This is a genomic window from Afifella aestuarii (assembly GCF_004023665.1).
GTDB lineage: Bacteria > Pseudomonadota > Alphaproteobacteria > Rhizobiales > Afifellaceae > Afifella > Afifella aestuarii.
On the sequence record NZ_SAUF01000002.1, the window covers coordinates 75,582 to 98,442 of the forward strand.

Sequence of the window (22,861 nt, forward strand, 5' to 3'; positions counted from 1 at the left end):
CGGGCCGAGAGGCCCGCGTTTTCGTTTGGGATGGCTGCAGGCTTAAAGCCACGCCTCTTTTCGGATCGGTACGCCGAAGTTCCGCGGCGGCTACTTCTTCTTCCCGCGTTCGCTGCGTCCGCGTTCCCAGGGTTCTTTGGGATCGGGGGCGGCGTGCCCCTCCTGCCGCATCAGCCAGCGCGCAAGAAGAGGCACTGCGAGCGCAAGGGCTGCGAACCGCACCACGTGATGGGCGGCCACATAGGCCGGGTCCACATTCATGGTGAAGGCGAGGATGGTCAGCGCCTCGAGCGCGCCCGGCGCAAAGGCCATGAAGGTCTGCAGCAGCGAAATGTCGAGGATCATGCTCGTGATCGCCGCGCCGATCGCGGAAACGACGACGGCGATAGCGAAGGAAGCGCCTGCGGCCGTCAAGATCTTCGGCAAAAGCGGTCGGTCTTCGGGTCTCAGCCTGCAGCCGGCGATGGCGCCGATGCCAACAAGGCTCGGGATCAAGATGAAAGCCGGGATCGTCGTCTCGACCACGCCGGAGACGCAAAGCACGGCCGCTGCGAGGAGGCCGCCGAGCATCTGCCCGCCCGGAATGCGCAGCTTGTAGAGAAGAAATCCGCAAACGGCCCCGGCGGCGAAGAGCAGAAAAAGCTCGCCCCAGTCGACGGAGGCGACGCCGCGGGCGCTAACCGCACTCGGATGAACGCCAGCCAGGAAGGCGGCAAGCGGCAGCGCCTCGAGCAGGATGATGAGCCGAAGGCTCTGAGCGATGGCGACGCGTCGAAGATCGGCAGAGGTCATCTCGGCAGCTGCCAGCACGAAGGAAAGCGCCCCCGGCAGAGCTGCGAAAAGCGCGCTGTGGCGGTCCCATCGGAACATGCGCACCAGGAGAAGGTAGCTTCCGACGGTGACCAGGATCACAGTGATCGCAAGAGCGAAAAAGCTGACCGGCCAGCTCGACACCTCGTTGAGCGTTGCCGGCGTCACCCCCGTTCCGGAAATCACGCCGAGTACTAGGAAGACGATATTGCGCAGTCCGCTCGGGATCTCCGTATGGAAGCCGCCGAGACTGGACGCGGCGACGAAGAGCATGCCACCGGAAATCCACGCGGCGGGTAGGCCGATCAGCGCAAAAAGAGCTCCACCTGCCGTCGAAAGGGCAAGCGTGGCAGCGACCCGAACGAGGGTTTCGCGAGAAGGAAGGACAAAGCCGCCGGCCTCGCCACTCACCTCGCGAGCCAGCTTGCGAGCCGCCGCCCGGCTTCGGCCATGTCCTCAGGCTTGCGCGCAAAGCAAAGCCGCATGAAAGCCTCGCCCGCCGCTCCGAAGGCGGTGCCAGGCGCCACGCCGACATTTGCCTCGTCAACGAGACGCAAACCGAGCTTTCCCGTCTCCTCTTCGCCTTTGATCGAGAAGAAGAGATAGAAGGCGCCGTCGGGCCAGGTGAAGCGTGTGCGCGGCGAGGTTTGCAGCGCCTCGCAGATCACCTTTCGGCTTTGGCGGGCGCGCTCCACCTGCTCGACAATGAAGGGTTCGCCTTCTGCCACGGCAACGGTCGCCGCGCGCTGCATGAACACGGCGACACCGGAAGTCGAATATTGGATGAGGTTCTCAAGCACCCGGCCGAGCGCCGGTGGTGCCCCAATCCAGCCGACGCGCCACCCCGTCATCGCCCAGTTCTTGGAGAACGTATTGACGAAAAGAACCGGGTCGTCGTCCCGTGCGATGTCGTAAAAAGACGGTGCGCGATCACCCGCGAAGAAGAAGCGGTTATAGACTTCGTCGGCGATGATCCAGAGCTTGCGCTTGCGGGCAAAATCGAGAATCGCCTGCAATTCTTCCTGCGTTGCGGTCCAGCCGGTCGGATTCGAGGGCGAATTGAGGAAGATCGCCTTCGTTTTCTCGTTCGTGGCGGCAAGAAGCTCGTCGATATCGAGACGCCAGCCGGCATTGTCGGTGAAATGCATCGGCACATGTACGGCCGTCGCACCGGCAAGGCCGGTGGCCGCCGCGCAATTCGGCCACGCGGGTGTCGGGATCACCACCTCGTCACCGGCTCCGGCAACCGCGGCAATGGCGATCTGGATCGCCTGCATTCCGGAGCCCGTCACGAAGAAACGCTCGGCTGAAAAATCTCGCCCGTGAAGACGCTGATGGTAACGTGCGAGCGCTTCCCGCAGAGGCGGGATACCGCGCTGCCACGTATAGAAGGTCTCGCCAGCGGCGAGCGAGCGCGCTGCTGCCTCGCAGATGAAATCCGGTGTCGGAAGGTCGCCTTCCCCAGCCCACAGCGGGATCATACCCGGCCTTTCGCGGCCGTAATTCATCACCTCCACGATGCCGGAATCGGGCGCGGCGAGCGCCTCCTGGCGAAGCGTGGAAAGAAGTTGCGTTCCGGGTTCGGAGAGATCGGAGGGAAGGGCGCTCATCCGCAATTTGTAGCGCCCGTTCACCGAGCCCGTCTAGCGCCTTGATGAGCTCAAATGATGGGATTTCCGTCTTTCGCTGCGGGAGCGCGCGCCTGCAGCGCATTGCGGATTTCGCGAAGCAGCCGGATGTCTTCCGGCACTTCGGGAGCCGCCGCCGGCTTTTCCTCCCGCTTGCGCATCAGCCGGTTCACGACCTTGACCAACAGGAAGACGGCAAAAGCGACGATCAGGAATTTTACGAGGGCATTGATGAAAAGACCGATGTTCCACGTGACGGCGCCGGCCTGCTTCGCCTGCGTGATGGTGTTGAAGGTGCCGTCACCCTTCAGCACGACGAAGAATTGGGAGAAATCCACGCCGCCCAGAAGAAGGCCGATCGGCGGCATCAGGATGTCATCGACGAGAGACGACACGATCGCCCCGAAGGCCGCGCCGATGATGATGCCCACCGCCATGTCGAGGACATTGCCTTTGAGGGCAAACTCCCGGAATTCCTTCAGCATTTACGCGTCCTTCGAGGTTCCGGGAGCTTTCCCCACTAGGCCCGATCGTTGCAACCGGACAAGGGCTGTTGCGCAAGGCGTGGGCGAAGCGATCGCGTCAGCGATACCGCAGGGCGGCCGAGGCGATTGCTTTGCGGGCCTTGAGGGCCCACCGCGAGAGCTGGTTCTGGCGCGCGCCTCGGCACCCGAGGGTCTTGAGGCAGGGGCGGCGAGCCTCACCGTCCGCGAGCGAAACTCTGGCGCTGTTGGATCTGGCTGCTCGCCTGCTCGAAATTCGTCGCCGCGTCGCCGACCGAGATCACCTTCTCGCAAATCGGGGAGCAGGACAGGGTCTGGCGTTCCGAGCCGTAGAAGATGGTCGTGAGCTGCCGGTCGTTCGACACCACCTGTAATGTGGCGTTCGCGACTTCGTGTCCGTCCTGATCAAGCGCGATCAGATTCGTTGTGCCGGCCGCCTTGCCCGTGAGGACAAGGGTTTGTTCATCCTCCACCGTCGCATCCGCGATCCCCGGATTGCCGATCACGATCGTCGACACCGGTCTCTCGAGCTTCATCACCTTGGCGAAATCGATGGTGAGCGCGATCGTATCCGCACGCGCGGGAAGGCTCGTGGCGACGAGAAGGAGAAGGGGCAGCAGCCCTGCCAGGATGCGAGCGGCAGCGGCTCGATTCGTCCTGGTGCGCACGCCTTGCATGAGATCGTCCTTACCAAATTCATCAGCACAATACGCAAGAAGGGTGAACGAAGTGCAAATAAATTCGTGCAAACGCTCCTCGCTGTTCCACGTCGCGCGACAGGTTGTTCAAATTTGTTTGGAAAACGTTAGGTCTCGTAAGTGCATGATTTATCGATATAAAGCTCTAGAATTTTGGCGGGCCTAGCCCAATTCCGTATCTTGAGGAGATCTCGGCGCATGCTTCGCGCAAGCTTCGTCGTGCAGCATCGCGCTGGCTCTCTGGACGATTGAATTAAGATTGCCGCAAACAATTGTTGCTAGGCATTGTCCCTAGTTCCCGGGCACCAAAGACCGCAACGGCGGGCGTTCGGGGTGACGACAGAAGGAGCAGAGAGATGAAGAAGCTTGTGAACCGCTTCGTGAAGGACGAGTCCGGTGCGACGGCCATCGAGTATGGTCTGATCGCCGCGCTGGTTTCGGTCGTGATCATCGCCGTACTGACGACACTGGGCACCAACCTGACGAGCACGTTCAGCTCGGTGGCGAGCGGGCTTAAGGGTACTGCTGGCTAAAATCCTTGGTAGCTAACGTGACTGCAACGGAGGGCTACCGCCCTCCGTTTCTCGTTTTGGCACCGTAGCGATCAGGAATTGTCGGGGCCATGACATCCGGGAGAATGGCGTGTCCGCAATCGCTCTCCTGAAATACGCCGTTCTGTTTCTATTCCCGCTGCTGATGACCTATGCGGGAATCATGGACCTTTTGACGTTCAAGATTCGCAACATCCTGGTCCTGTTTCTCCTCATTTTGTGGCTGATTGCTGCGCCGCTTGCAGGATTTACGCTGCATGAAATGGGGCTGAGCCTCGCTGTCGGGCTCGCCACCTTTTGCGCGACCTTCGCATTTTTTGCCGCCGGATGGATTGGTGGCGGTGATGCCAAGCTTGCCAGTGTAGCCGCCTTGTGGTTCGGCTGGGCCGATGTTCTCCCCTATTTTGCCCTGTCCTCCGTGCTGGGAGGCGTGCTGACCCTCGTCGTTCTACAACTGCGAATGGGCCGCATCCCCTTCCCCAATTATTGGCCTGACTGTCTCAGCCGTTTCCGCGACGGAGAGAGCGGCGTGCCCTATGGCGTGGCTTTTGCTGCCGCAGCCTTGATTCTATTTCATCAGACCGACTGGCTACCTCGGCTCACATGATCATCAAGGCCAATTCAATTTCTGAATCAGGCTTGATCTAGGGGGCGCAATCTTTGGTTGGGTCCCAGAAAGGGACAGATGGCCGGGCGCATTAACCATACCTTGACCATTCCCGAAGAAACTCCGGCTTGAGCGCCCTTAGGCGTGAATTGCGTCAGCCGAGGTTCTCCACGCGATGGCCCCAATCCGATTGATGGTCTTGGTCGTTGCCCTCCTTGCCGGAGGTGCCGCCGCCTATCTGGCGCTCAACCTCGACACTGGGCCCTCGAACGAGCCCGCTCCCACGCCGGCTCCACAGGTCGCGACGCGCGACATCCTGGTCGCCTCCGCCGATCTCCTGCAGGGCGCCACGCTCAGCGGCTCGAACATGCGTTGGCAGCCCTGGCCCGAAGACAGCATCAATCCTGCTTTCATCGAGAAGACGGCGCGACCGGACGCAATCGAAAAGCTCTCTGGCGTCGTCGTCCGCAATCAATTTTTGAACGGAGAACCGATCCGCGATGGCAAGCTCGCCACCGCCGATTCGGGTTTCATGTCGGCGATCCTGCCGGAAGGTCAGCGCGCCGTTGCCGTTCGCGTGTCGGCCGAAAGCGCGGCCGGCGGTTTCGTCCTTCCCAATGACCGCGTCGATATTCTTCTGACGTCCTCCGACGAAGGCGGTGAATCCCGCAGTCAGGTCACCCGCACGATCCTGAGAAACATTCGCGTTCTGGCCATCGATCAGACCGTGCAGGAGCGTGAGGGCGAGCCGGTCGTCATCGGGAAGACGGCGACGCTGGAAGTGACTCCACGCGAAGCCGAGGTTGTGACGGCGGCGGAAGGCAGCGGAACCTTGTCGCTCGCCCTTCGGAGCATGGCGGACGCCGACAGCACGGACACGGCCGTCGACCGCGACCGCTCAAGCACGGTCAAGGTGATCCGCTTCGGCGATGAGCAGCTGGTGAAGACCCAATGAATGCCTGTCGCATCCCCAGAAGGAGAGTGAAGATGGTTGGGCACGCGCGTATATGGGCGCTGGCGGTGCTGACTTTCGTTGCGCTTTCCTTGCCATTGGCCGGAATAAGCAAGGCCGCCTCCGATTTTCCTCGCACCGTCACGCTGAGCGCGACCGGTGCCGCACAGAATCAGCCCCTACGTCTCGGCGTCAACAAATCCATGGTCGTGGAGCTTCCCCGCGCGGCGGGGGACGTCCTCGTCTCGAACCCGGAGATCGCAGATGCGGTGTTGCGCACCTCCACCAGGCTTTATCTGATCGGCGTCAAAACCGGCCAGGCGAATGTCTTTCTCTTCGATGCGGCCGGACGGCAGATCGCCAGCCTCGATCTTTATGTCGAAACGGACCTGACGCCCCTGAATCGGCTTCTCCGCACGGCCATTCCCGACGCCCAGATCAATGCCGAAGTGATCAATGGCTCGATCGTTCTGACGGGCTATGTCCCGTCGTCCAGCGCATCTCAGAAGGCCGAACAGATCGCCAGAAGCCTGATCCAGTCGTCGAGTGGCGGCGGCATGAGCGCCGGCTCCATCACCATCAATACGGGGGGCCCCGGCGGCTCCTCCGACGACGGTCCTGGCATCATCAACCTTCTCAAGATCACCGGTCAGGAGCAGGTCAACCTGCGCGTCACGATCGCGGAGGTGAATCGCGAGATCGTCAAACAGCTCGGCATCAACACTCAGGCCGTTCTGCAGGATGGCAATCTCGGCTTCGGCGCCATCAGCAATGGTGCTGTCAGTGGGGTGAGCAGCCTTTCGCCGTTCAATTTTCCAATCAACACCAACACCGATCCCGCCTCGGGTGGCTTCGCCTGGAACAACAACGGCAACAGGCTCTCGGCGAGCATCAAGGCCCTTGAAGAGGCGAGCATGTTGCGCAACCTCGCGGAGCCCAACCTGACGGCTGTCTCTGGCGAGACGGCGAATTTTCTGGTTGGCGGCGAGTTTCCCGTCCCGGTTGCGGTCGATGACGACGGCAATATTTCGGTGGCGTTCAAGCAGTTCGGCGTCAACCTTGCTTTCACGCCCGTCGTTCTCGACGGTGGCCGCATCAGCCTCAAAGTGCGCACCGAAGTGAGCGACCTCGCGACCGAAGGCTCCTTTTCGACGGCCGCCGGTATCACTATTCCCGGGATTACAGTGCGCCGAGCCGAGACGACGGTTGAACTCCCCTCTGGCGGCGCTTTCGCCATTGCAGGTCTCATCCAGGATGAAACCCGCCGTGCGGTCTCGGGCTTACCGGGATTGCAGCACTTGCCGATTCTCGGGGCTCTGTTCTCCTCCAAGGATTTCCTGCGCTCCCAAACGGAGCTCGTCGTCATCATCACGCCCTACGTCGTCAAACCGGTGGCGCCGCAGAAACTCGCCCGCCCCGACGACAATCTGGCGATGGCCAATGATGCCGAGGCTTATTTTCTTGGCAGTCTGGTCAAGCGCTATGGCGCCCAGGGAGACCGCCCGACGGGTGTTTACGCCGGTCAGGTCGGATTTTCGTTCGACTGATCGGATAAGGGGAACGACCTCATGCAATCCTACGCATGTCATCGCCGGAAGGGCGGAGCGAAAGCAGCGTTCGCGCTCGTCCTCTCTGCCTGGCTCCTGGCCGGTTGCCAGTCACAAAATATTGACCAAGCCGGACTCGAGCGGCAGGATTATCGCCTGAGACATCCCATTATGGTTTCGGAGGAGGCTGAGACGCTCGATATCCCGATCGGGATGCGCGGCGGGCATTTGTCGCCTGAGATCAAAGATGCGATTTACGATTACGCTCTCGGCTATCGTGACACAGGCATCGGGTCGGTGACCGTTCAGGTGCCGAGCGGCTCCGGCAATGACATCGCAGCCGCGGCGGCCTCGCGCGCCATCCGAGCAGCCGTCTTGGAGGCGGGTGTCGAGCCGGAACTCGTGCGCGTTGCGCCCTATCGCAGCAATGCGAGCCGCGCGGCCCCCGTGCGTCTGTCCTATTTGAAGGTCAAGGCGGTGACACCGAAATGCGGTGTCTGGCCGGACGACGTGACCGCCACGACGGACAATCGCGAATACTACAACTTTGGCTGTGCTTCGCAGCACAATCTCGCCGCTATGGTGGCCAATCCTGCTGATCTGCTGCAGCCGCGCCAGATGTCTCCGGCGAATGCGACACGGCGCGCGAAGGTGCTTCAGGACTATGCTTCGGGTTCCGAAACCAAGTCCGGTGTAACCCTGATCAGCAGCGACTTGGGAGAGTGATGGCCCGATGAGCAGCAATGATTTCGACGACCCCTTTGCGGAGGACGTGTCCGAGCCGGAGACGACGGATAAGGCCGACATCAAGCCGGTTCCGCGCGTCACCATCCAGGCCTTTTGCGACACGCCGGAAGTCGCCGCGACGTTCGATATGGCCTGCTCCGACCGGCGCATGGCGCGCGCGCATTGCAAGGTGCATACCGGCGGTCTTGGTGCAGCCTGCGAGTTCTATCGCTCCGCGCCGACCCCCAATCTGATCGTTGTCGAAAGCCGCCTGGAGAAAGACGATCTTCTGGCGCGCCTCGATGAGCTGGCGGAAGTCTGCGACGCCGGCACGAAGGTTCTCGTTATCGGCCATTCCAACGATGTGGCAACCTATCGTGAACTGATCAGGCGCGGCGTCAGCGAATATCTCGTCGCGCCGACCGACGTCATGGCCGTGATCCGTGCGATCGCCGATATTTATGGCGACGAAGGGAGCGCGAAGCTCGGACAGGTCTTCGCCTTCATCGGTGCCAAAGGCGGCGTGGGGTCTTCGACGATCGCTCACAATCTTGCCTCGACGATGGCGTCCGTCTTCGCTTCCGACGTTATCCTTGCCGATCTCGACCTCGCATTCGGGACAGCAGGCCTCGATTTTAACGAGGATCCGCCGCAAGGCATGGCGGATGCCGTCTTCGGCTCCGACCGTCTCGACGAGGTTCTTCTCGACCGCCTTCTGACCAAGTGCCAGGAGCATCTGAGTTTGCTCGCTGCCCCCGCGACGCTCGATAAGACCTATGATTTCGACGAGGAGGCCTTCGATCACGTCCTCGATCTCGTGCAGTCGAACGTGCCGACGGTCGTGCTCGACCTGCCGCACCTTTGGACCGCTTGGGCGCGCAAGACGCTGCTGGCTGCCGATCAAATTGTCATCACCGCGACGCCCGATCTCGCCAATCTGCGAAACACCAAAAACCTCGTCGATTTCCTCAAGCAGGCGAGGCCCAACGACGCGCCTCCACGGCTCGTCCTGAACAAAGTCGGCGTGCCGCGTCAGCCGGAAATCAAGGCAGATGATTTTGCCGCGGCGCTGCAATTGCCGACGAGCGCCGTGATCCCCTTCGATCCGCTTCTCTTTGGCACGGCCGCCAACAACGGCCAGATGATCGCCGAAGCGTCGGCGAAATCCAATATCAATGAGATCTTCACGGACCTGGCGCAGGTTGTCACCGGCCGTAAGGAGACCAAGCACGGACGCAAAACGAGCCTCCTCTTGGGGCCGTTGCTCGAAAAGCTGAAGTCGAAGCCCAAATCGAAGCGGGCCGCGTAACCCAAGGAAGAGTGTATGTTCGGCAAGCGCAGCGTCACCGAGCTCGAGCAAGGGCAACGACCGAAGCCATCTTCCGAGGCGCCGAAGAAGCCTGCCGTATCGGAGAGTGCGGTGAGGGCGGCGGCTCCGGCCGCTCCCAGCCTGACACCGCCGCCTGCGCCGGCGAAGCCCGCCAAGATCGCTGCGCGGCCGCGCAAGTCGGAAGAATATTACCGCGTCAAGACGCAGATCTTCGGCGCGCTGATCGACACGATCGACCTGTCGCAGCTCGCCAAGATGGATGCCGAGCAGGCGCGCGAGGAAATCCGCGATATCGTCAACGACATCATCACGGTGAAGAACCTGGTGATGTCGATCTCCGAGCAGGAGGAACTGCTTGAAGATATCTGCAACGATGTTCTCGGCTATGGGCCGCTCGAGCCGCTGCTGGCGCGCGACGACATCGCTGACATCATGGTCAATGGTTTCGAGCAGGTCTTCATTGAAGTTCTGGGCAAGGTCGAGGAGACGGACATCCGTTTCCGCGACAACGCGCAGCTTCTGAATATCTGCCAGCGCATCGTCAGCCAGGTCGGCCGCCGGGTCGACGAATCGAGCCCGATCTGCGACGCGCGCCTGCCCGATGGATCGCGCGTTAACGTCATCGCCCCGCCTTTGTCGATCGACGGGCCCGCCCTCACCATCCGAAAGTTCAAGAAGGACAAGCTCACCCTCGATCAGCTTGTCCGCTTCGGCACGATCACGCCGGAAGGCGCGACCATTCTGCAGATCATCGGTCGGGTTCGCTGCAACGTGCTGGTGTCCGGCGGCACCGGTTCGGGCAAGACCACGCTGTTGAACTGCCTGACCCGCTATATCGATCACGACGAGCGTATCGTCACCTGCGAGGACGCGGCCGAACTGCAACTGCAGCAGCCGCATGTCGTGCGTCTGGAGACCCGCCCCCCGAACCTCGAAGGCGAGGGCGAGGTGACGATGCGTGATCTCGTCAAGAACTGTCTGCGTATGCGCCCGGAACGCATCATCGTCGGCGAGGTGCGCGGACCGGAAGCCTTCGACCTCCTGCAGGCCATGAACACAGGCCATGACGGCTCCATGGGCACCCTGCATGCCAACTCCCCGCGTGAGGCCCTGAGCCGTATTGAATCGATGATCACCATGGGCGGCTATGCGCTGCCCTCGCGCACCATCCGCGAAATGATGGTCTCGTCGATTGACGTCATCGTCCAGGCGGCTCGTCTGCGCGACGGCTCGCGCCGCATCACCCACATCACCGAGGTGCTGGGGATGGAAGGCGACGTCATCATCACGCAGGATCTCTTCGTCTACGACATCCTCGGCGAGGATCCCGGCGGTCGTGTCCTTGGCCGCCATCGCTCGACCGGCATCGGCCGCCCCGCCTTCTGGGATAGGGCGCGTTATTTCAACGAAGAACAGCGCCTTGCCGCCGCTCTCGACGCCGCCGAGGCGGACGAGCCGATGCGCGCATGAGGCAGGCCCGAGCCCATGATCGGCGGTGTCTTGAGAGGGGGTGGCCGTGCTGTCGCCCGAGATGATCAAGCTCGCCCTCGTCGGCCTCATAATCCTGTCGGTCGGGGGGGTGATCTTCGCGCTCTTTTCGTCGGCGCTCGGAGGCGGCTCGCGCAGTCAGAAGCGCGTCGAAGGGGTCACCGCTCGCCCGCTCAACACAGAGCGCAAAGGTGGCGAAGAGGGCCGCCGGCGCCGGAGTGTGGAAGAGACGCTGCGGGAGATCGAAGAACAGCAGAAATCGAAGCGCAGCCGTAAGCCGACCCTGGTGTTGCGCATGCGCCAGGCCGGCCTTTCCTGGTCGGCCAGGACTTTCACGCTGATTTGTGCCGTCACCTCGCTTCTGGCGATCCTGCTCCTGGTTCTTGCGGGCATCCTGCCCCTGGTGCCGGCGGTGGGGTTCGGCGTCGGCCTCGGCATTCTTCTGCCCTATGCCTATGTGAATTTCCTGCGCAAGCGCCGCTTCAAGCAGTTCACGGCCGAATTTCCGAACGCGCTCGACGTGGTGGTGCGCGGCGTCAAGGCGGGTCTGCCGTTGATCGATTGCATGAAGATTATCGCCGCAGAAGCCTCGCCGCCTGTCTCCACCGAATTCCGCGAGATCATCGAGGATCAGACACTCGGCATGCCGCTCGATGAGGCCGTCTCCAAGCTGCCCGAGCGCATCCCCCTGCAGGAAGCGAATTTCTTCGCCATCGTCATTGCCATCCAATCACGCACCGGTGGCAGTCTCTCCGAGGCGCTGTCGAACCTCTCCAAGGTCCTGCGCGAGCGCAAGAAGATGGCCGGAAAGATCAAGGCGATGAGTTCTGAGGCCAAATCCTCGGCGATGATCATCGGCAGTCTGCCGGTCATTGTGGGGTCGATCGTCTATCTGACGAGCCCGGATTATATCTCTCTTCTATTTACCACAACGCTCGGACATATTGTGCTTGCCGCGTCTGCCATGTGGATGCTGATGGGCATCCTCGTGATGCGCAAAATGATCAACTTCGATTTCTAGCGCGCAGCCATGAACCTTATTCAGCAAAACGCCGATCTTTTCATCGCCCTTGCCTCTGCGCTTTCGGTGTTCTCGGCGATCGTTGTTCTGGCCTGGCCCTACCTTGCCGGCGACAATCTCTCCGCGCGCATGAAGCAGGTGTCGAGCGAGCGCGAGCGCATCCGCGCGCGCGAGCGGGCTAAGATGGAGGCCGCCAAGAAGCAGGCGACATTGAAGCCTGAGCCCACGCGCTGGGTCAAAAACTTCGTCGACCGTTTCAACCTTCTGAAACAGGCGGAAGACGGGGATATCGTCAACAAGCTTAGAATGGCCGGCCTGCGCGGCCAGAACCCGGTTCTCTTCTTCCTCGCGGCTCGCCTTCTCGCGCCGCTCGGCATGTTCATCGCTTCGGGGCTTTATCTCTTCGGTCTCGATCCGATCGACCAGCCGCCGATGATCAAGCTCGTGATCGTCGTGGCAGCTGCCTATCTCGGCTATTACCTGCCCGGGCTCTATGTGAAGAACCGGACGACGAAGCGCCAGACGGCCATCAAGCAGGCCTGGCCGGACGCACTCGACCTCCTGCTCATCTGCGTCGAATCGGGCATGGGCATCGAATCGGCCTTCCGAAAGGTGTCGGAGGAGATCGGCCATCAATCGGTGGAACTGGCGGAGGAGCTGTCGCTGACGACGGCGGAGCTCTCCTATCTCCAGGATCGGCGCAAGGCCTACGAGAACCTCGGCAAGCGCACCGGTGTGGAAGGTGTGCGCGCGGTCGTAACGAGCCTCGTTCAGGCGGAAAAATACGGTACGCCGCTCGGCCATTCGCTGCGCGTTCTGGCTCAGGAAAACCGAGACATGCGCATGGCAGAGGCGGAAAAGAAGGCGGCTTCGTTGCCACCGAAACTCACCGTTCCGATGATCCTGTTCTTCCTGCCGGTGCTGTTCGCCGTGATCATCACACCGGCGGCGATTCAGGTCATGTCGATGAATTGAGGCGCGGCGGCATTCTGCCCACGCGAGGCCCGATGCGGCGGGTTGGCCCGAAAACGCAGGGTCTCTCGCCTTGCAGCGATGCCGCTCAGCCCGCCTGCTTGATGTCCTTCCAGGTGTCTTTCTGGGCCAGCATCGCCCGGAGATAGGCGATGTTCGCCTTCGCCTCTTCGGGTGAGAGATCTTGCGAGGCGACCGCCTCGGCCTCGCGGAAATTCCCTTGCAGCCCAAGGACGAGTGCCAGATTCTGACGCACTTTCGCCGAGGCGCTCGGATTGGCGACCGCCTGCCTGAGGACCTTCTCGGCCTCGTCGAGCTCGCCGGTTAGCGTGTACGACATGCCGAGATTGTTGAGGATCTGCGGCTCGCCGGGGGCGAGCACGAGCGCCTGCCGGTAGGCCTGACGGGCCTGTTCGTTCTGGCCGACGGAATCGAGAATGCCCCCTTCGGTCGCAAGCAGGCGCCAATCTGGGTTGTCGCGATGCTGAGCCCGCTGCACTGTCGCCAGCGCTTCCTGGAATTCGCCGTTCTCGGCAAGCGCCTTGCCGAAAGCGGCGAGCACCTGCCGGTCTTTCGGATGGAAGATGATGGCTTTGCGCAAAACGGCCACGGCCTGAGACGGCTGGCCGGCCGCCCGCAGCGCCGCCGCATAATTGAGTGCCGCGACTCTGTCCTTTTCGTCGTTGCTGTACCGCGCACCCCAGGCCTGGACGGCGCGCAACGCCTGGTCATGGCTGAGATTTGAAACCTCGAGGGTTTGTGTCGCGCCGATCGAGCCGGTGGTGCGTGGCGCGTCGGCCTGCCGGCTCTGACAGCCCGCCGCAAAGGCCACGAGCGAAAGAATGGCAGCGGTTCGAAGAAGCGCCGCACCTGATTTCTGACTTGGCCGCATCCGCATGGAGGCTGTCCCGTTCTGGCACGTTATGCGCCAAGATGTAGGCCTCACTGGCTAAGCATTCGTTAACGCTAAATGCGGCAGGTCGTGTGTCTTGAAGGATCGTCCTCGTTGCAATGGCAGACGCTCGCGCCTAGGGGTGGGCCGATCGGAGGATATCTTGAGCAATCATCCAGTTTTCGTCAGGGCCGGCGAAGTCGGCGCCGAAATGGGCGTGACGCCCGTCACGGTCATCGAGGAAGCGGGGCTTGACGAAGCCCTCGCCGGTCTCAGCGATCAGCACCGCAAGTTCGCGGAGGTCAGCGGCTTTTGCGCCCATAGCGGCGACATCGCGCTTCTTCCAGGAGCCGATGGGGGGCTCGAACGCGTGCTCTTCGGAGCCGGGCGTGGTGGCCTTGCGAGAAATCCGTTTCTTACCGGCAAGCTCGCGCAAAAGCTTCCGGACGGACATTACCGTCTCGAAGGTGCGCTGGGCGAATTGCGTCTTGCCGCCCTCGGCTTTGCGCTCGGCGGCTACCGCTTCACCCGCTATCACTGCGACGCGGACATGGAACGGCCGCGCCTCGTGCTACCGGATGATTTCGATATCGAAGCGCTGCGGCAGACGGCGGAGAGCGTCAGCCTCACGCGTGATCTCATCAACACGCCGGCGAACGACTTCGGCCCGTCTGAGCTTGCATCGGCGGCGCGGCAACTGGCTGAAGAGACGGGCGCCGATTTTACTCTGACCGAAGGCGACGAGCTGGCGCGCAACTATCCGCTCATTCATGCCGTCGGTCATGGCAGCGACCGCGCGCCCTGCCTGATCGATATGAAATGGGGTGATGAGGCCGATCCCAAGCTGACGCTCGTCGGCAAGGGCGTCGTCTTCGACACCGGCGGCCTCGACATCAAGCCGCCGTCCTCGATGCTTCTGATGAAGAAGGACATGGGCGGAGCGGCTAATGTCTTGGGGCTTGCCCGAATGATCATGCTCGCCGGTCTCAAGGTACGCTTGCGCGTTCTCATCCCGGCCGTCGAGAACTCCATTTCCGGTCGCGCCTTCCGCCCTGGCGATGTCTTCCCGAGCCGTAAGGGCCTGACGGTCGAGATCGGCAACACCGATGCGGAGGGACGGCTGGTTCTGGCCGATGCCCTGGCTTTGGCCGACGAGGAAAAGCCGGAGCTCATCGTCTCGATGGCGACCCTGACAGGCGCCGCGCGTGTCGCCGTCGGACCCGATATCGCTCCCTTCTTCACCGACGACGAGGCCGTCGTGGAGGGCGTTCAGGCCGCCTCCAAGGCCGAGCACGATCCCGTTTGGCGGCTGCCCTTGTGGAAGCCCTACGATGCGTGGCTCTCCTCCGAAATCGCCGATGTGAACCATATTTCGAGCAACAGCTTCGCCGGGGCGACCACGGCCGCGCTGTTTCTGTCGCGTTTCGTGACCGAAAGCCCGTCCTATCTGCACTTCGACATTTTCGGCTGGGCACCGAAAGCGCGGGCGCTCGGTCCCAAGGGTGGCGAGGCGCAAGGGATCCGGGCGCTCTTCGCCTATTGTGCCGAGCGTTACGGCCGGGGCTGACGTGCCCGAATTCGGCCTCTCATGACGATCCTGCGGTCGAGCCAGGCTCTGCGTCTGTGGCACGAGGTGACGCTGTCGCTGGTGCGTGCCGAAGAGCCGGATCTGACGGCGCGCCAGATGACGGTCCTCTTGATCGTCTATTTGGAGGCGCCGCCGCATACGGTCCGCGGGCTTGCCGCGAAACTCGGCGTCACCAAGGCCGTCATCACGCGTGCTCTCGACACGCTCGGGCGGCACGGACTTCTGACGCGCAAGCGCGATCCCAAAGACATGCGCAATGTTCTGGTGCAGCGAACGGTAGACGGCGCGCTCTTTCTGGAGCGCTTCGCCGACCTCGTCGTTGCCAAGACCGAGGATGTGACACGATGACGAAGCTCGATCCACGCCGCAACACCTTCCGCCGAGATCTCGCGGATGTGCGCCTCAAGGGACGCGTGGAGGCGCCGCGTTTCGTCGAGGGCAGTCTCTATCAGGTTGTGGATGGAACGGCGCCGGTGAGACGCGAGCCGAACCCGATGGGCGCGCTCGAGACGCAAGCGCTTTGCGGCGAAATCGTCCGCGTCTTCGAAGAGACAGGGGAGGGCTGGGCCTGGGGCCAGCTCGAAGGCGACGGCTACGTCGGCTGGCTGCCGACCGCGTCTCTGCGGGCAGACGTGACGGTGCCCACCCATCGTGTTGCCGCGCGAAGCACGTTTCTGTTTCCGGGCCCCGATATCAAACTGCCGCCGCTCATGACGTTGCCTCTCGGCGCCGAAGTGGCGGTGACGGGGGAGGCGCAGGACAAGAACGCCCGTTACGGTCTCATCGAACCGGCCGGTGCCGTCGTCATGCAGCATCTGTCGACCGTGGAGGCCCCGCGTGAGCCCGACTGGACCGCTGTGGCAGAGAGTTTTCTGGGCGTCCCCTATCTCTGGGGCGGCAAGACGGATGCGGGTATCGACTGCTCGGGCCTCGTCCAGGTCGCACTTCACACGGCCGGGAGGCAGGCGCCGAGGGATGCCGATATGCAGGCGGCCGAGATCGGCGAAGCGCTCGAAATTGGCGATGATCTGCCGCCGCTTCGCCGCGGCGATCTCATCTTCTGGGAGGGCCATGTCGGCCTGATGCGCGACGGCGAAACCCTTCTCCACGCCAACGCTTTCCACATGTGTTCAGCGAGCGAGCCGCTGGTTGCGGCACGATCGCGTTTTACCGCCAAAGGTCTCAAGATCACCGCAATTCGACGCTTGCAATGAGGCTACCAAACGTGTCCCTTCGTCGGCAAAGAATTGGCGACCTCCGTGGCGTATTCCTCCATGCATCTGCCTACCCGGCAATTCGGCAATGCCATTCTTTCGGTGTGCCCGCAGACGTTGCTGCGCCGGTACTACCAGTGGCATTTGAGCTTCCAGGCTCATCGGCACGGCCGCGGACGGCCCGTCGAAATCATACCTGATGCCGAACGCGTTATTATTGATGACGGCCTGCGCCGCCTCGCTTTACCGAGCCTCAACCGCGTCCCCCGCTACCGCAGCGGCATCGGAGCGCGGCTGCATCTGACGGGCGAAAAATATGCCGTCGGCACGCTGTACTTTCCGCGAGAAAGCGATGTCGTCATCGATATCGGTGCCAATGTCGGTGAGTTGACGATCCTGTGTGCCGATGCGGGTGCGACGGTCATCGCGATCGAGCCGGATCCGCGCGCTTATGCCTGCCTCGCGCAAAACGTCAGGGGGCTCGACAATGTCCGCCTCGTCTCCTGTGCGATGTGGAAAGGACGGGAAGCTCTGAAGCTGCATCTCGCCCCAGATGGCGCGTCGAGCTCGCTCATCCGCCGCCCGGAGCAGAAGCGCGCCTTCGCCTCCGTCGAAGCCTGGCCTCTCGATGCTCTGCCGGCCGTTGCGGCCTTGCCTGCGATCGACTTCATGAAAATTGATGCGGAAGGCGTGGAGCCTGAGATCCTTGCTGGAGCCATGCGCACCCTGAAGCGGACGCGGCTCCTCGCCATCGACATGAACCCGGCGCATGGACGCGCCGGTGCCTGGGACAAGGTCGAGCGTGCCTTGGAGGTGATGGGATTTCAGATGCTCGAGCACACCGACGAAAACACCATCGTCGCCGCCAATATGGCCTTCACGCCGGTCGTGCCTCAGTACCCGGCGTCCCGGTCCACCACATACTGAAGCGGCTCGCCGGCTTTGCCGCGGCGCACCTGTCGCGCGATCAGCGGCGACAGGCCATGCGGATCTGAGATCGACGCCATATGCGGCGTGATCACGAGATTGGGCGCGCTCCACATCGGGCTGTCGGCTGGCAGGGGCTCCGTGCGGAAAACGTCGAGGCTCGCGCCGCGCAGCGTGCCATCGCGCAAGGCTGACAGAATATCCGCCTCGTTTTGAGACTGTCCGCGCCCGGCATTGATGAGGACCGGGCCGCCGAGCGGGCCATCCTTGCGCAGTCTTGAGATGAGCCCTCCGTCGATGATCCCGCGCGTCTGTGGCGTGTCGGGCAGGAGGCAGACGAGGATATCGGTTTCCGCCAGAAAGGCATCGCGCTCACCCTCACCGGCAAAGGCGGTGACGCCCGCGACGATCTTCGGGCGTCGGCTCCATCCGACCACGCGGAAGCCGAGCTGCATGAGCATCTTCGCCGACGCCGTGCCGAGCACGCCGAGCCCCATGATCCCGACCGTCACCTTGCCGGCCGGCGGCTGGTAGAGCGGTCGCCAGCGCTTTTCCTTTTGCAGCGCTGCATAATCGGGCCCGAGGCGCACGTGATGCAGCACCTGCCAGACGACGTATTCTGTCATCCGCGTGGTGAGGTCGGGATCGACGATGCGTGCGATCGGCACATTCGGAAGGTTGGGCAGACCGACGAGATGATCGACGCCGGCGCCAACTGAAAGAATGGCCTTGAGATTGGGCAGGCTGTCGAAAAGCTCGGGGCGGGGCTTCCAGGTGAGAAGATACTCCACCCGCTCGAGAGTTGCGGGATTGCCGGCAAAGCCGCCCTCTGGCGTTGTTGCGACGACCTCGTCTTCGGGAAGTGCGGCCTTCAGGTTTTCAAGCCAGCGACGGGGATCCCAATCGGCGAGGGAAAGAAGAAGAGTGGTCACGTGCTGATGGCTCCCCGGTAGGCGACTTCCAGATCGAAGGCGGCGGCCATCAGCGCTTTTGTGTAATCGGTCTGCGGATGGTCGAAGATCTGCGCGGCAGGCCCGGCTTCCACCACCTTGCCGTCGCGCATGACGATGATTTCGTTGGCGAGCGCGCGCACCACTTTGAGGTCGTGCGAGATGAAGAGATAGGTGAGGTCGTGGCGCTTCTGCAGATCGCGCAGGAGGTCGACGACCTGTGCCTGGACGCTCATGTCGAGAGCCGAGGTCGGCTCGTCGAGCATGACAAATTTCGGCTCGAGCACCATGGCGCGGGCAATCGCGATGCGCTGGCGCTGGCCTCCGGAGAATTCATGCGGATAGCGAAACCGCGTCTCCGGATCGATACCCACTTCGGCGAGCGCTTTGACAACGCGGCGGTCGCGCTCCGATGCCTTCAGATCGGGTTCGTGCACGGCGAGACCTTCGCCGACGATGTCGCGAATGATCATGCGCGGCGACAGCGAGCCATAAGGATCCTGGAAGACGATCTGCATATCGGCGCGAAGCGCACGGGTGTCCTTGAACCGTGCCGCCTGGATGTCGCGCCCGAGAAAGGCGATGCGGCCGTTGGAGGAAATCAGCCTGAGAAGGGCGAGGCCGAGCGTCGTCTTGCCGGAGCCGGATTCGCCGACGACGCCGAGCGTCTCGCCTTCGCGCACTTTGACGTCGATGCCGTCGACGGCCTTGATATGGCCGACGGTGCGACGCAGGAAGCCGCGCTTGATCGGAAACCAGACCTTGAGGTTGTCGGCTTCCATGACGAACGGTGCGTCACGATCGGTGGCGGGCGCGGAGCCCTTGGGTTCGGCGGAGAGAAGATGGCGCGTATAGCTGTGCTGAGGGTTGGTGAAGATCTCTTCCGTTGGCCCGCGCTCGACGATCTCGCCATCCGTCATGACGCAGACCCGGTCCGCCACCTTGCGTACGATGCCGAGATCGTGGGTGATGAAGAGGAGCGCCATGTTCTGCTCGTACTTCAGGCGGGCGAGAAGCTCCAGGATCTGCGCTTGCACGGTGACGTCGAGTGCCGTCGTCGGCTCATCGGCGATCAGGAGATCGGGCTCGTTGGCGAGCGCCATGGCGATCATCACGCGCTGCCGCTGGCCGCCTGAGAGCTGATGCGGGTAGGATCTGAGCCGGCTTTCCGGCTCGCGGATGCCGACCTGGTGGAGAAGCTCCAGAACCCTTTCCCGCGCCGCCTTGCCGCTCATACCGCGGTGCACGTCGAGCACCTCGCCGACCTGCCGCTCCACCGTGTGCAGCGGGTTGAGCGACGACATCGGCTCCTGGAAGACCATGGAGATCTTGTTGCCGCGCACTTCCCGAAGGGTGCGATCGCCGGCTTTCAGAAGCTCGCGGTCGCGGAAGAAGATCTCGCCGGAGGGATGGCTCGCCGGCGGATAGGTGAGAAGCCGCAAGACGGAAAGCGCCGTCACCGACTTGCCGGAGCCCGATTCACCCACGAGCGCTACGGTCTCTTTCTCCGCGATGTCGAAGGAGACATGGCGCACCGCATGCGTCGTGCGCCCGCCCTGTGTGAAGTCCACCGACAGGTCACGGACCGAAAGGAGGGGGGAGGTCATGGCCAGACTTCCTCGATAGCGACCTCGTCGAGGCCGATACGTTTCATTGTCTCGGGCATCTTCAGTCGCTTGTCGGAGGAGACGAAGACGTTGAGGTCTAGAACGCGAAGGAGCCGTTCATCGCGGCCCTCGGCGAGCCGGATGAAGAAGTTCGTGTCGAGATATGTACGCCATCTAGGGGAAGCACTCATCAATCCCACTCATCCCGAAGAGCGCGGATTCGAGCCACGGCTTCCTCTACGGAGGTGTTCTTTTCAGCCGCGGCGCCGAACAAGCGGTAGAGTCCGCCCGTACGCTGCGGCGCCCTCGATCGGCTTCCCGTATCCTCCACGATCACGCGCGCATGATGGCTCGGATCGATGTCTCCGCGAAGCTCCGGCGGCAGTCGCTCGGCCGGATAATCTTCCACGATATGGCGCTTTCTTTCGTCCATGGCGCTCACCCTACGCAAAAGTCTTGCGCGGGTCGAAGGCGTCGCGCACCGCCTCGCCGATGAAAATCAAGAGCGAGAGCATCAGCGAGATGACGATGAAGCCGGTAATGCCGAGCCAGGGCGCCTGCAGATTGGCCTTGCCCTGAGCGAGGAGTTCGCCGAGCGATGGCGAACCGGGCGGCATGCCGAAGCCCAGGAAGTCGAGCGAGGTGAGCGTCGTGATCGAGCCGTTCAGGATGAACGGCATGAAGGTCAAGGTCGCCACCATGGCGTTCGGTAACAGGTGGCGGAACATGATCGTCAGGTTCGACACTCCGAGCGCGCGCGCCGCCTTCACATATTCGAAATTGCGCGCCCTGAGGAACTCCGCCCTGACGACGCCGACGAGCGCCACCCAGGAAAAGAGCAGGAGGATGCCGAGGAGCACCCAGAATCCCGGCGGCAGGATCGAGGATATGATGAGGAGGAGATAAAGCGCCGGGATCGCCGTCCAGATCTCGATGAAGCGCTGGAAGAAGAGATCGACGCGGCCGCCGAAATAGCCCTGCACGGCACCGGCCGCGACGCCGACGATCGATGAAAATACGGTGAGCACAAGCCCGAAGAGCACGGATATGCGAAAGCCGTAGACGAGGCGGGCGACGACATCGCGGCCCTGGTCGTCGGTGCCGAGCCAGTTCCAGTTCGACTTGTCGCAGAACCGTTCCAGCTGCTCCGTGTCGCCCGGACAGACGGAACCCGCGATCCGCCAGGTCGGCGGCGCCGGAAAGCCGATCGGCCGCCCAAGTGCTTCCCGCAGTTCCTCCGTCGGGAAATCCCGATTGACCGTGCGATAGGAATAATGGATCGGCGGCCAGATCATCCAGCCATTGGCGTTGATCTCGTCGGAGATGAACGGGTCCCGGTAATCCGTCGTCGCCAGGAAGCCGCCAAAGGTCTCTTCCGGATAATCGACGAGGATCGGGTAATAGAGCTCTCCCTTGTAGGAGAGCACGATCGGCTTGTCGTTGACGAGCACTTCGGCGATCAGCGACAGGCCGAAGAGGAGAAGAAAGAGCCACAAGGACCAGAAGCCACGGCGGTTCTTCTTGAAATTCTCCCACCGCCGCTTGTTGATCGGCGACATGGTGAAGAGCCGGCGTCCGGGTGCAGCCTCTTGTCCGGGCAGAGGCGCGGGCGCTTCCGGCGTGCCGGGATCCGGCGCATGCGGCGGGGCGGGCGTGGTCGGCCCCTCAGTCTTCTTCTTCGGATCGGTCTCGACCTCCATCGCTCAGACCTCCCGGCTCTCAAAATCGATCCGAGGATCGATCCAGGTATAGGTGAGGTCGGAGACGAGCTGCACGATGAGGCCCATCAGCGAAAAGATATAGAGCGTGGCGAAGACGACTGGATAATCGCGGTTGATGACGCTCTCGAAGGAAAGGAGCCCGAGCCCGTCGAGCGAGAAGATCGTTTCGATCAGGAGCGAGCCGGCAAAAAACGCCGAGACAAAGGCCGCCGGAAAGCCCGAAATGACGATGAGCATGGCGTTGCGGAAGACATGGCCATAGAGCACCTGGCGTTCCGTCAGGCCTTTCGCCCGTGCCGTCACCACATATTGCTTGCGGATCTCGTCGAGGAAAGAATTCTTGGTGAGGAGCGTCGTCGTAGCGAAGGCCGCAAGCGCCATCGAGATGAGCGGCAGCGCCAGGTGCCAGAAATAGTCGACGAGCGCGTCCGGATCGGTGATCCATTCCCAGAAGCCCATGCGCGCATATTGCTCAGACCAAAGGCCGCGCAGCGGGAACCAGTCGAAGAAGGAACCACCGGCAAAGAACACGATCAGGAAGATCGCGAAGAGGAAGCCCGGCACCGCATAGGCGATGATGACGACGGCCGAAGTCCACACATCGAACACCGAGCCGTCGCTGACGGCCTTGCGGATCCCGAGCGGGATGGAGATGACGTAAGACAAAAGCGTCATCCAAAGCCCGAGAGAGATGGAGACGGGCAGCTTTTCCTTGATGAGGTCGATGACGGAGATGTCGCGGAAATAGCTCTCGCCGAAATCGAAGCGGGCATAGTTCCACAACATCAGCCCGAAGCGAGTGAGGGGCGGTTTGTCGAAGCCGAATTGCTTTTCGAGCTGGCGGATGAACTCCGGATCGAGCCCCTGTGCGCCGCGGTATTTCGAGGTGATGGCGGCATCCGAGCCGCTTTGATTGGTGTTGCCGGCGGAGGAGAAGTCGCCGCCGCTGGAGCCGCCGATGCGTGCCGTCGCCGAGACGTCGGTGCCCTGGATCTGCGCGATCACCCGCTCCACGGGCCCGCCCGGCGCAAACTGCACGACGACGAAGCTGATTGCCATGATCCCGAGGATGGTCGGGATCATCAGCAAGAGGCGTCTCAGGATATAGGCTGCCAATCCGTCTCCGTCG

At 62.5% G+C, this 22,861-nt stretch carries 24 protein-coding genes; 13 read left to right on the plus strand and 11 right to left on the minus strand.

Annotated elements, in window-relative coordinates:
• Positions 1–90 precede the first annotated feature (90 nt).
• The 4 genes from EO094_RS08710 to EO094_RS08725 all read right to left on the minus strand — a co-directional run bounded on the left by EO094_RS08710 (position 91) and on the right by EO094_RS08725 (position 3,618).
• A complete protein-coding gene (locus EO094_RS08710) occupies positions 91–1,221 on the minus strand; it encodes an AbrB family transcriptional regulator (protein ID WP_164879605.1) in 1,131 nt (376 codons plus the stop codon).
• Positions 1,218–2,420: a pyridoxal phosphate-dependent aminotransferase gene (locus EO094_RS08715; RefSeq protein ID WP_128291944.1), complete on the minus strand. Its 1,203-nt coding sequence runs from the start codon at positions 2,418–2,420 to the stop codon at positions 1,218–1,220. The genes EO094_RS08710 and EO094_RS08715 overlap by 4 nt, the downstream gene beginning before the upstream one ends.
• Before the next feature lie 50 nt (positions 2,421–2,470).
• Positions 2,471–2,923 (minus strand): large conductance mechanosensitive channel protein MscL, encoded by a 453-nt coding sequence (gene mscL, locus EO094_RS08720; protein WP_128291945.1) that lies wholly within the window; start codon positions 2,921–2,923, stop codon positions 2,471–2,473.
• 215 nt (positions 2,924–3,138) lie between these two features.
• On the minus strand, positions 3,139–3,618 hold the full coding sequence (locus EO094_RS08725; RefSeq protein WP_128291946.1) for a pilus assembly protein N-terminal domain-containing protein: 480 nt from the start codon (positions 3,616–3,618) through the stop codon (positions 3,139–3,141).
• A 377-nt stretch (positions 3,619–3,995) separates the two neighbouring features.
• Here EO094_RS08725 and EO094_RS08730 point away from each other — a divergent pair, with 377 nt between their 5' ends.
• From EO094_RS08730 to EO094_RS08770, 9 genes are all read left to right on the plus strand, one after another.
• On the plus strand, positions 3,996–4,172 hold the full coding sequence (locus tag EO094_RS08730; RefSeq protein ID WP_128291947.1) for a Flp family type IVb pilin: 177 nt from the start codon (positions 3,996–3,998) through the stop codon (positions 4,170–4,172).
• A 109-nt stretch (positions 4,173–4,281) separates the two neighbouring features.
• On the plus strand, positions 4,282–4,797 hold the full coding sequence (locus EO094_RS08735) for an A24 family peptidase (protein ID WP_128291948.1): 516 nt from the start codon (positions 4,282–4,284) through the stop codon (positions 4,795–4,797).
• 175 nt (positions 4,798–4,972) lie between these two features.
• Positions 4,973–5,752, plus strand: coding sequence for a Flp pilus assembly protein CpaB (gene cpaB, locus EO094_RS08740; protein ID WP_128291949.1), 780 nt, complete (start codon positions 4,973–4,975; stop codon positions 5,750–5,752).
• A 32-nt stretch (positions 5,753–5,784) separates the two neighbouring features.
• On the plus strand, positions 5,785–7,296 hold the full coding sequence (locus EO094_RS08745; protein WP_164879606.1) for a type II and III secretion system protein family protein: 1,512 nt from the start codon (positions 5,785–5,787) through the stop codon (positions 7,294–7,296).
• 21 nt (positions 7,297–7,317) lie between these two features.
• Complete coding sequence (locus tag EO094_RS08750; RefSeq protein ID WP_128291951.1) at positions 7,318–8,022, plus strand: CpaD family pilus assembly protein; 705 nt, start codon at positions 7,318–7,320, stop codon at positions 8,020–8,022.
• A gap of 7 nt (positions 8,023–8,029) precedes the next feature.
• On the plus strand, positions 8,030–9,331 hold the full coding sequence (locus EO094_RS08755; RefSeq protein WP_128291952.1) for a CpaE/TadZ family protein: 1,302 nt from the start codon (positions 8,030–8,032) through the stop codon (positions 9,329–9,331).
• A gap of 15 nt (positions 9,332–9,346) precedes the next feature.
• On the plus strand, positions 9,347–10,822 hold the full coding sequence (locus EO094_RS08760; protein ID WP_128291953.1) for a TadA family conjugal transfer-associated ATPase: 1,476 nt from the start codon (positions 9,347–9,349) through the stop codon (positions 10,820–10,822).
• A 40-nt stretch (positions 10,823–10,862) separates the two neighbouring features.
• The gene (locus EO094_RS08765; RefSeq protein WP_425455863.1) at positions 10,863–11,861 is read left to right on the plus strand and encodes a type II secretion system F family protein; all 999 of its coding nucleotides are present in this window, start codon (positions 10,863–10,865) and stop codon (positions 11,859–11,861) included.
• A gap of 9 nt (positions 11,862–11,870) precedes the next feature.
• Positions 11,871–12,836 (plus strand): type II secretion system F family protein, encoded by a 966-nt coding sequence (locus tag EO094_RS08770; RefSeq protein ID WP_128291954.1) that lies wholly within the window; start codon positions 11,871–11,873, stop codon positions 12,834–12,836.
• Positions 12,837–12,921: 85 nt separating this feature from the next.
• On the opposite strand, the gene EO094_RS08775 is transcribed toward EO094_RS08770, so the two are convergent.
• On the minus strand, positions 12,922–13,731 hold the full coding sequence (locus EO094_RS08775) for a tetratricopeptide repeat protein (RefSeq protein WP_128291955.1): 810 nt from the start codon (positions 13,729–13,731) through the stop codon (positions 12,922–12,924).
• 205 nt (positions 13,732–13,936) lie between these two features.
• Between EO094_RS08775 and EO094_RS08780 the strand changes: the two genes are divergently transcribed.
• Genes EO094_RS08780 through EO094_RS08795 form a run of 4 tightly spaced genes read left to right on the plus strand, consistent with a single transcriptional unit; the run spans position 13,937 to position 17,454 of the window.
• Positions 13,937–15,292, plus strand: coding sequence for a leucyl aminopeptidase family protein (locus EO094_RS08780; RefSeq protein WP_128293205.1), 1,356 nt, complete (start codon positions 13,937–13,939; stop codon positions 15,290–15,292).
• Positions 15,293–15,313: 21 nt separating this feature from the next.
• Positions 15,314–15,661 (plus strand): MarR family transcriptional regulator, encoded by a 348-nt coding sequence (locus EO094_RS08785; RefSeq protein WP_128291956.1) that lies wholly within the window; start codon positions 15,314–15,316, stop codon positions 15,659–15,661.
• Positions 15,658–16,527 carry a C40 family peptidase gene (locus EO094_RS08790; protein ID WP_128291957.1) on the plus strand — a complete coding sequence of 290 codons (870 nt, stop codon included), beginning with the start codon at positions 15,658–15,660 and terminating at the stop codon, positions 16,525–16,527. Before EO094_RS08785 ends, EO094_RS08790 begins: the two co-directional genes overlap by 4 nt.
• A gap of 45 nt (positions 16,528–16,572) precedes the next feature.
• Positions 16,573–17,454: an FkbM family methyltransferase gene (locus tag EO094_RS08795; protein WP_128291958.1), complete on the plus strand. Its 882-nt coding sequence runs from the start codon at positions 16,573–16,575 to the stop codon at positions 17,452–17,454.
• Here EO094_RS08795 and EO094_RS08800 read toward each other — a convergent pair.
• The 6 genes from EO094_RS08800 to EO094_RS08825 all read right to left on the minus strand — a co-directional run bounded on the left by EO094_RS08800 (position 17,421) and on the right by EO094_RS08825 (position 22,848).
• Positions 17,421–18,386: a 2-hydroxyacid dehydrogenase gene (locus tag EO094_RS08800; protein WP_128291959.1), complete on the minus strand. Its 966-nt coding sequence runs from the start codon at positions 18,384–18,386 to the stop codon at positions 17,421–17,423. The genes EO094_RS08795 and EO094_RS08800 overlap by 34 nt on opposite strands.
• Complete coding sequence (locus EO094_RS08805) at positions 18,383–20,011, minus strand: ABC transporter ATP-binding protein (protein ID WP_128291960.1); 1,629 nt, start codon at positions 20,009–20,011, stop codon at positions 18,383–18,385. The genes EO094_RS08800 and EO094_RS08805 overlap by 4 nt, the downstream gene beginning before the upstream one ends.
• Positions 20,008–20,202 (minus strand): hypothetical protein, encoded by a 195-nt coding sequence (locus EO094_RS08810; RefSeq protein WP_128291961.1) that lies wholly within the window; start codon positions 20,200–20,202, stop codon positions 20,008–20,010. Before EO094_RS08810 ends, EO094_RS08805 begins: the two co-directional genes overlap by 4 nt.
• Positions 20,202–20,444 (minus strand): hypothetical protein, encoded by a 243-nt coding sequence (locus EO094_RS08815; protein WP_128291962.1) that lies wholly within the window; start codon positions 20,442–20,444, stop codon positions 20,202–20,204. Before EO094_RS08815 ends, EO094_RS08810 begins: the two co-directional genes overlap by 1 nt.
• A 10-nt stretch (positions 20,445–20,454) precedes the next feature.
• Complete coding sequence (locus tag EO094_RS08820; protein ID WP_128293208.1) at positions 20,455–21,570, minus strand: ABC transporter permease; 1,116 nt, start codon at positions 21,568–21,570, stop codon at positions 20,455–20,457.
• Positions 21,571–21,714: 144 nt separating this feature from the next.
• Positions 21,715–22,848: a microcin C ABC transporter permease YejB gene (locus EO094_RS08825; RefSeq protein WP_128291963.1), complete on the minus strand. Its 1,134-nt coding sequence runs from the start codon at positions 22,846–22,848 to the stop codon at positions 21,715–21,717.
• Positions 22,849–22,861: the final 13 nt, after the last annotated feature.

Coding starts and splice junctions, on each gene's coding strand:
- EO094_RS08750 (WP_128291951.1), top strand. CDS start 7,318: ATGCAATCCTACGCATGTCATCGCCGGAAGGGCGGAGCGAAAGCAGCG.
- EO094_RS08760 (WP_128291953.1), top strand. CDS start 9,347: ATGTTCGGCAAGCGCAGCGTCACCGAGCTCGAGCAAGGGCAACGACCG.
- EO094_RS08780 (WP_128293205.1), top strand. CDS start 13,937: ATGGGCGTGACGCCCGTCACGGTCATCGAGGAAGCGGGGCTTGACGAA.
- EO094_RS08725 (WP_128291946.1), bottom strand. CDS start 3,618: ATGCAAGGCGTGCGCACCAGGACGAATCGAGCCGCTGCCGCTCGCATC.
- cpaB (WP_128291949.1), top strand. CDS start 4,973: ATGGCCCCAATCCGATTGATGGTCTTGGTCGTTGCCCTCCTTGCCGGA.
- EO094_RS08775 (WP_128291955.1), bottom strand. CDS start 13,731: ATGCGGATGCGGCCAAGTCAGAAATCAGGTGCGGCGCTTCTTCGAACC.
- EO094_RS08745 (WP_164879606.1), top strand. CDS start 5,785: ATGGTTGGGCACGCGCGTATATGGGCGCTGGCGGTGCTGACTTTCGTT.
- mscL (WP_128291945.1), bottom strand. CDS start 2,923: ATGCTGAAGGAATTCCGGGAGTTTGCCCTCAAAGGCAATGTCCTCGAC.
- EO094_RS08790 (WP_128291957.1), top strand. CDS start 15,658: ATGACGAAGCTCGATCCACGCCGCAACACCTTCCGCCGAGATCTCGCG.
- EO094_RS08820 (WP_128293208.1), bottom strand. CDS start 21,570: ATGTCGCCGATCAACAAGCGGCGGTGGGAGAATTTCAAGAAGAACCGC.
- EO094_RS08715 (WP_128291944.1), bottom strand. CDS start 2,420: ATGAGCGCCCTTCCCTCCGATCTCTCCGAACCCGGAACGCAACTTCTT.
- EO094_RS08730 (WP_128291947.1), top strand. CDS start 3,996: ATGAAGAAGCTTGTGAACCGCTTCGTGAAGGACGAGTCCGGTGCGACG.
- EO094_RS08770 (WP_128291954.1), top strand. CDS start 11,871: ATGAACCTTATTCAGCAAAACGCCGATCTTTTCATCGCCCTTGCCTCT.
- EO094_RS08785 (WP_128291956.1), top strand. CDS start 15,314: ATGACGATCCTGCGGTCGAGCCAGGCTCTGCGTCTGTGGCACGAGGTG.
- EO094_RS08755 (WP_128291952.1), top strand. CDS start 8,030: ATGAGCAGCAATGATTTCGACGACCCCTTTGCGGAGGACGTGTCCGAG.
- EO094_RS08810 (WP_128291961.1), bottom strand. CDS start 20,202: ATGAGTGCTTCCCCTAGATGGCGTACATATCTCGACACGAACTTCTTC.
- EO094_RS08815 (WP_128291962.1), bottom strand. CDS start 20,444: ATGGACGAAAGAAAGCGCCATATCGTGGAAGATTATCCGGCCGAGCGA.
- EO094_RS08805 (WP_128291960.1), bottom strand. CDS start 20,011: ATGACCTCCCCCCTCCTTTCGGTCCGTGACCTGTCGGTGGACTTCACA.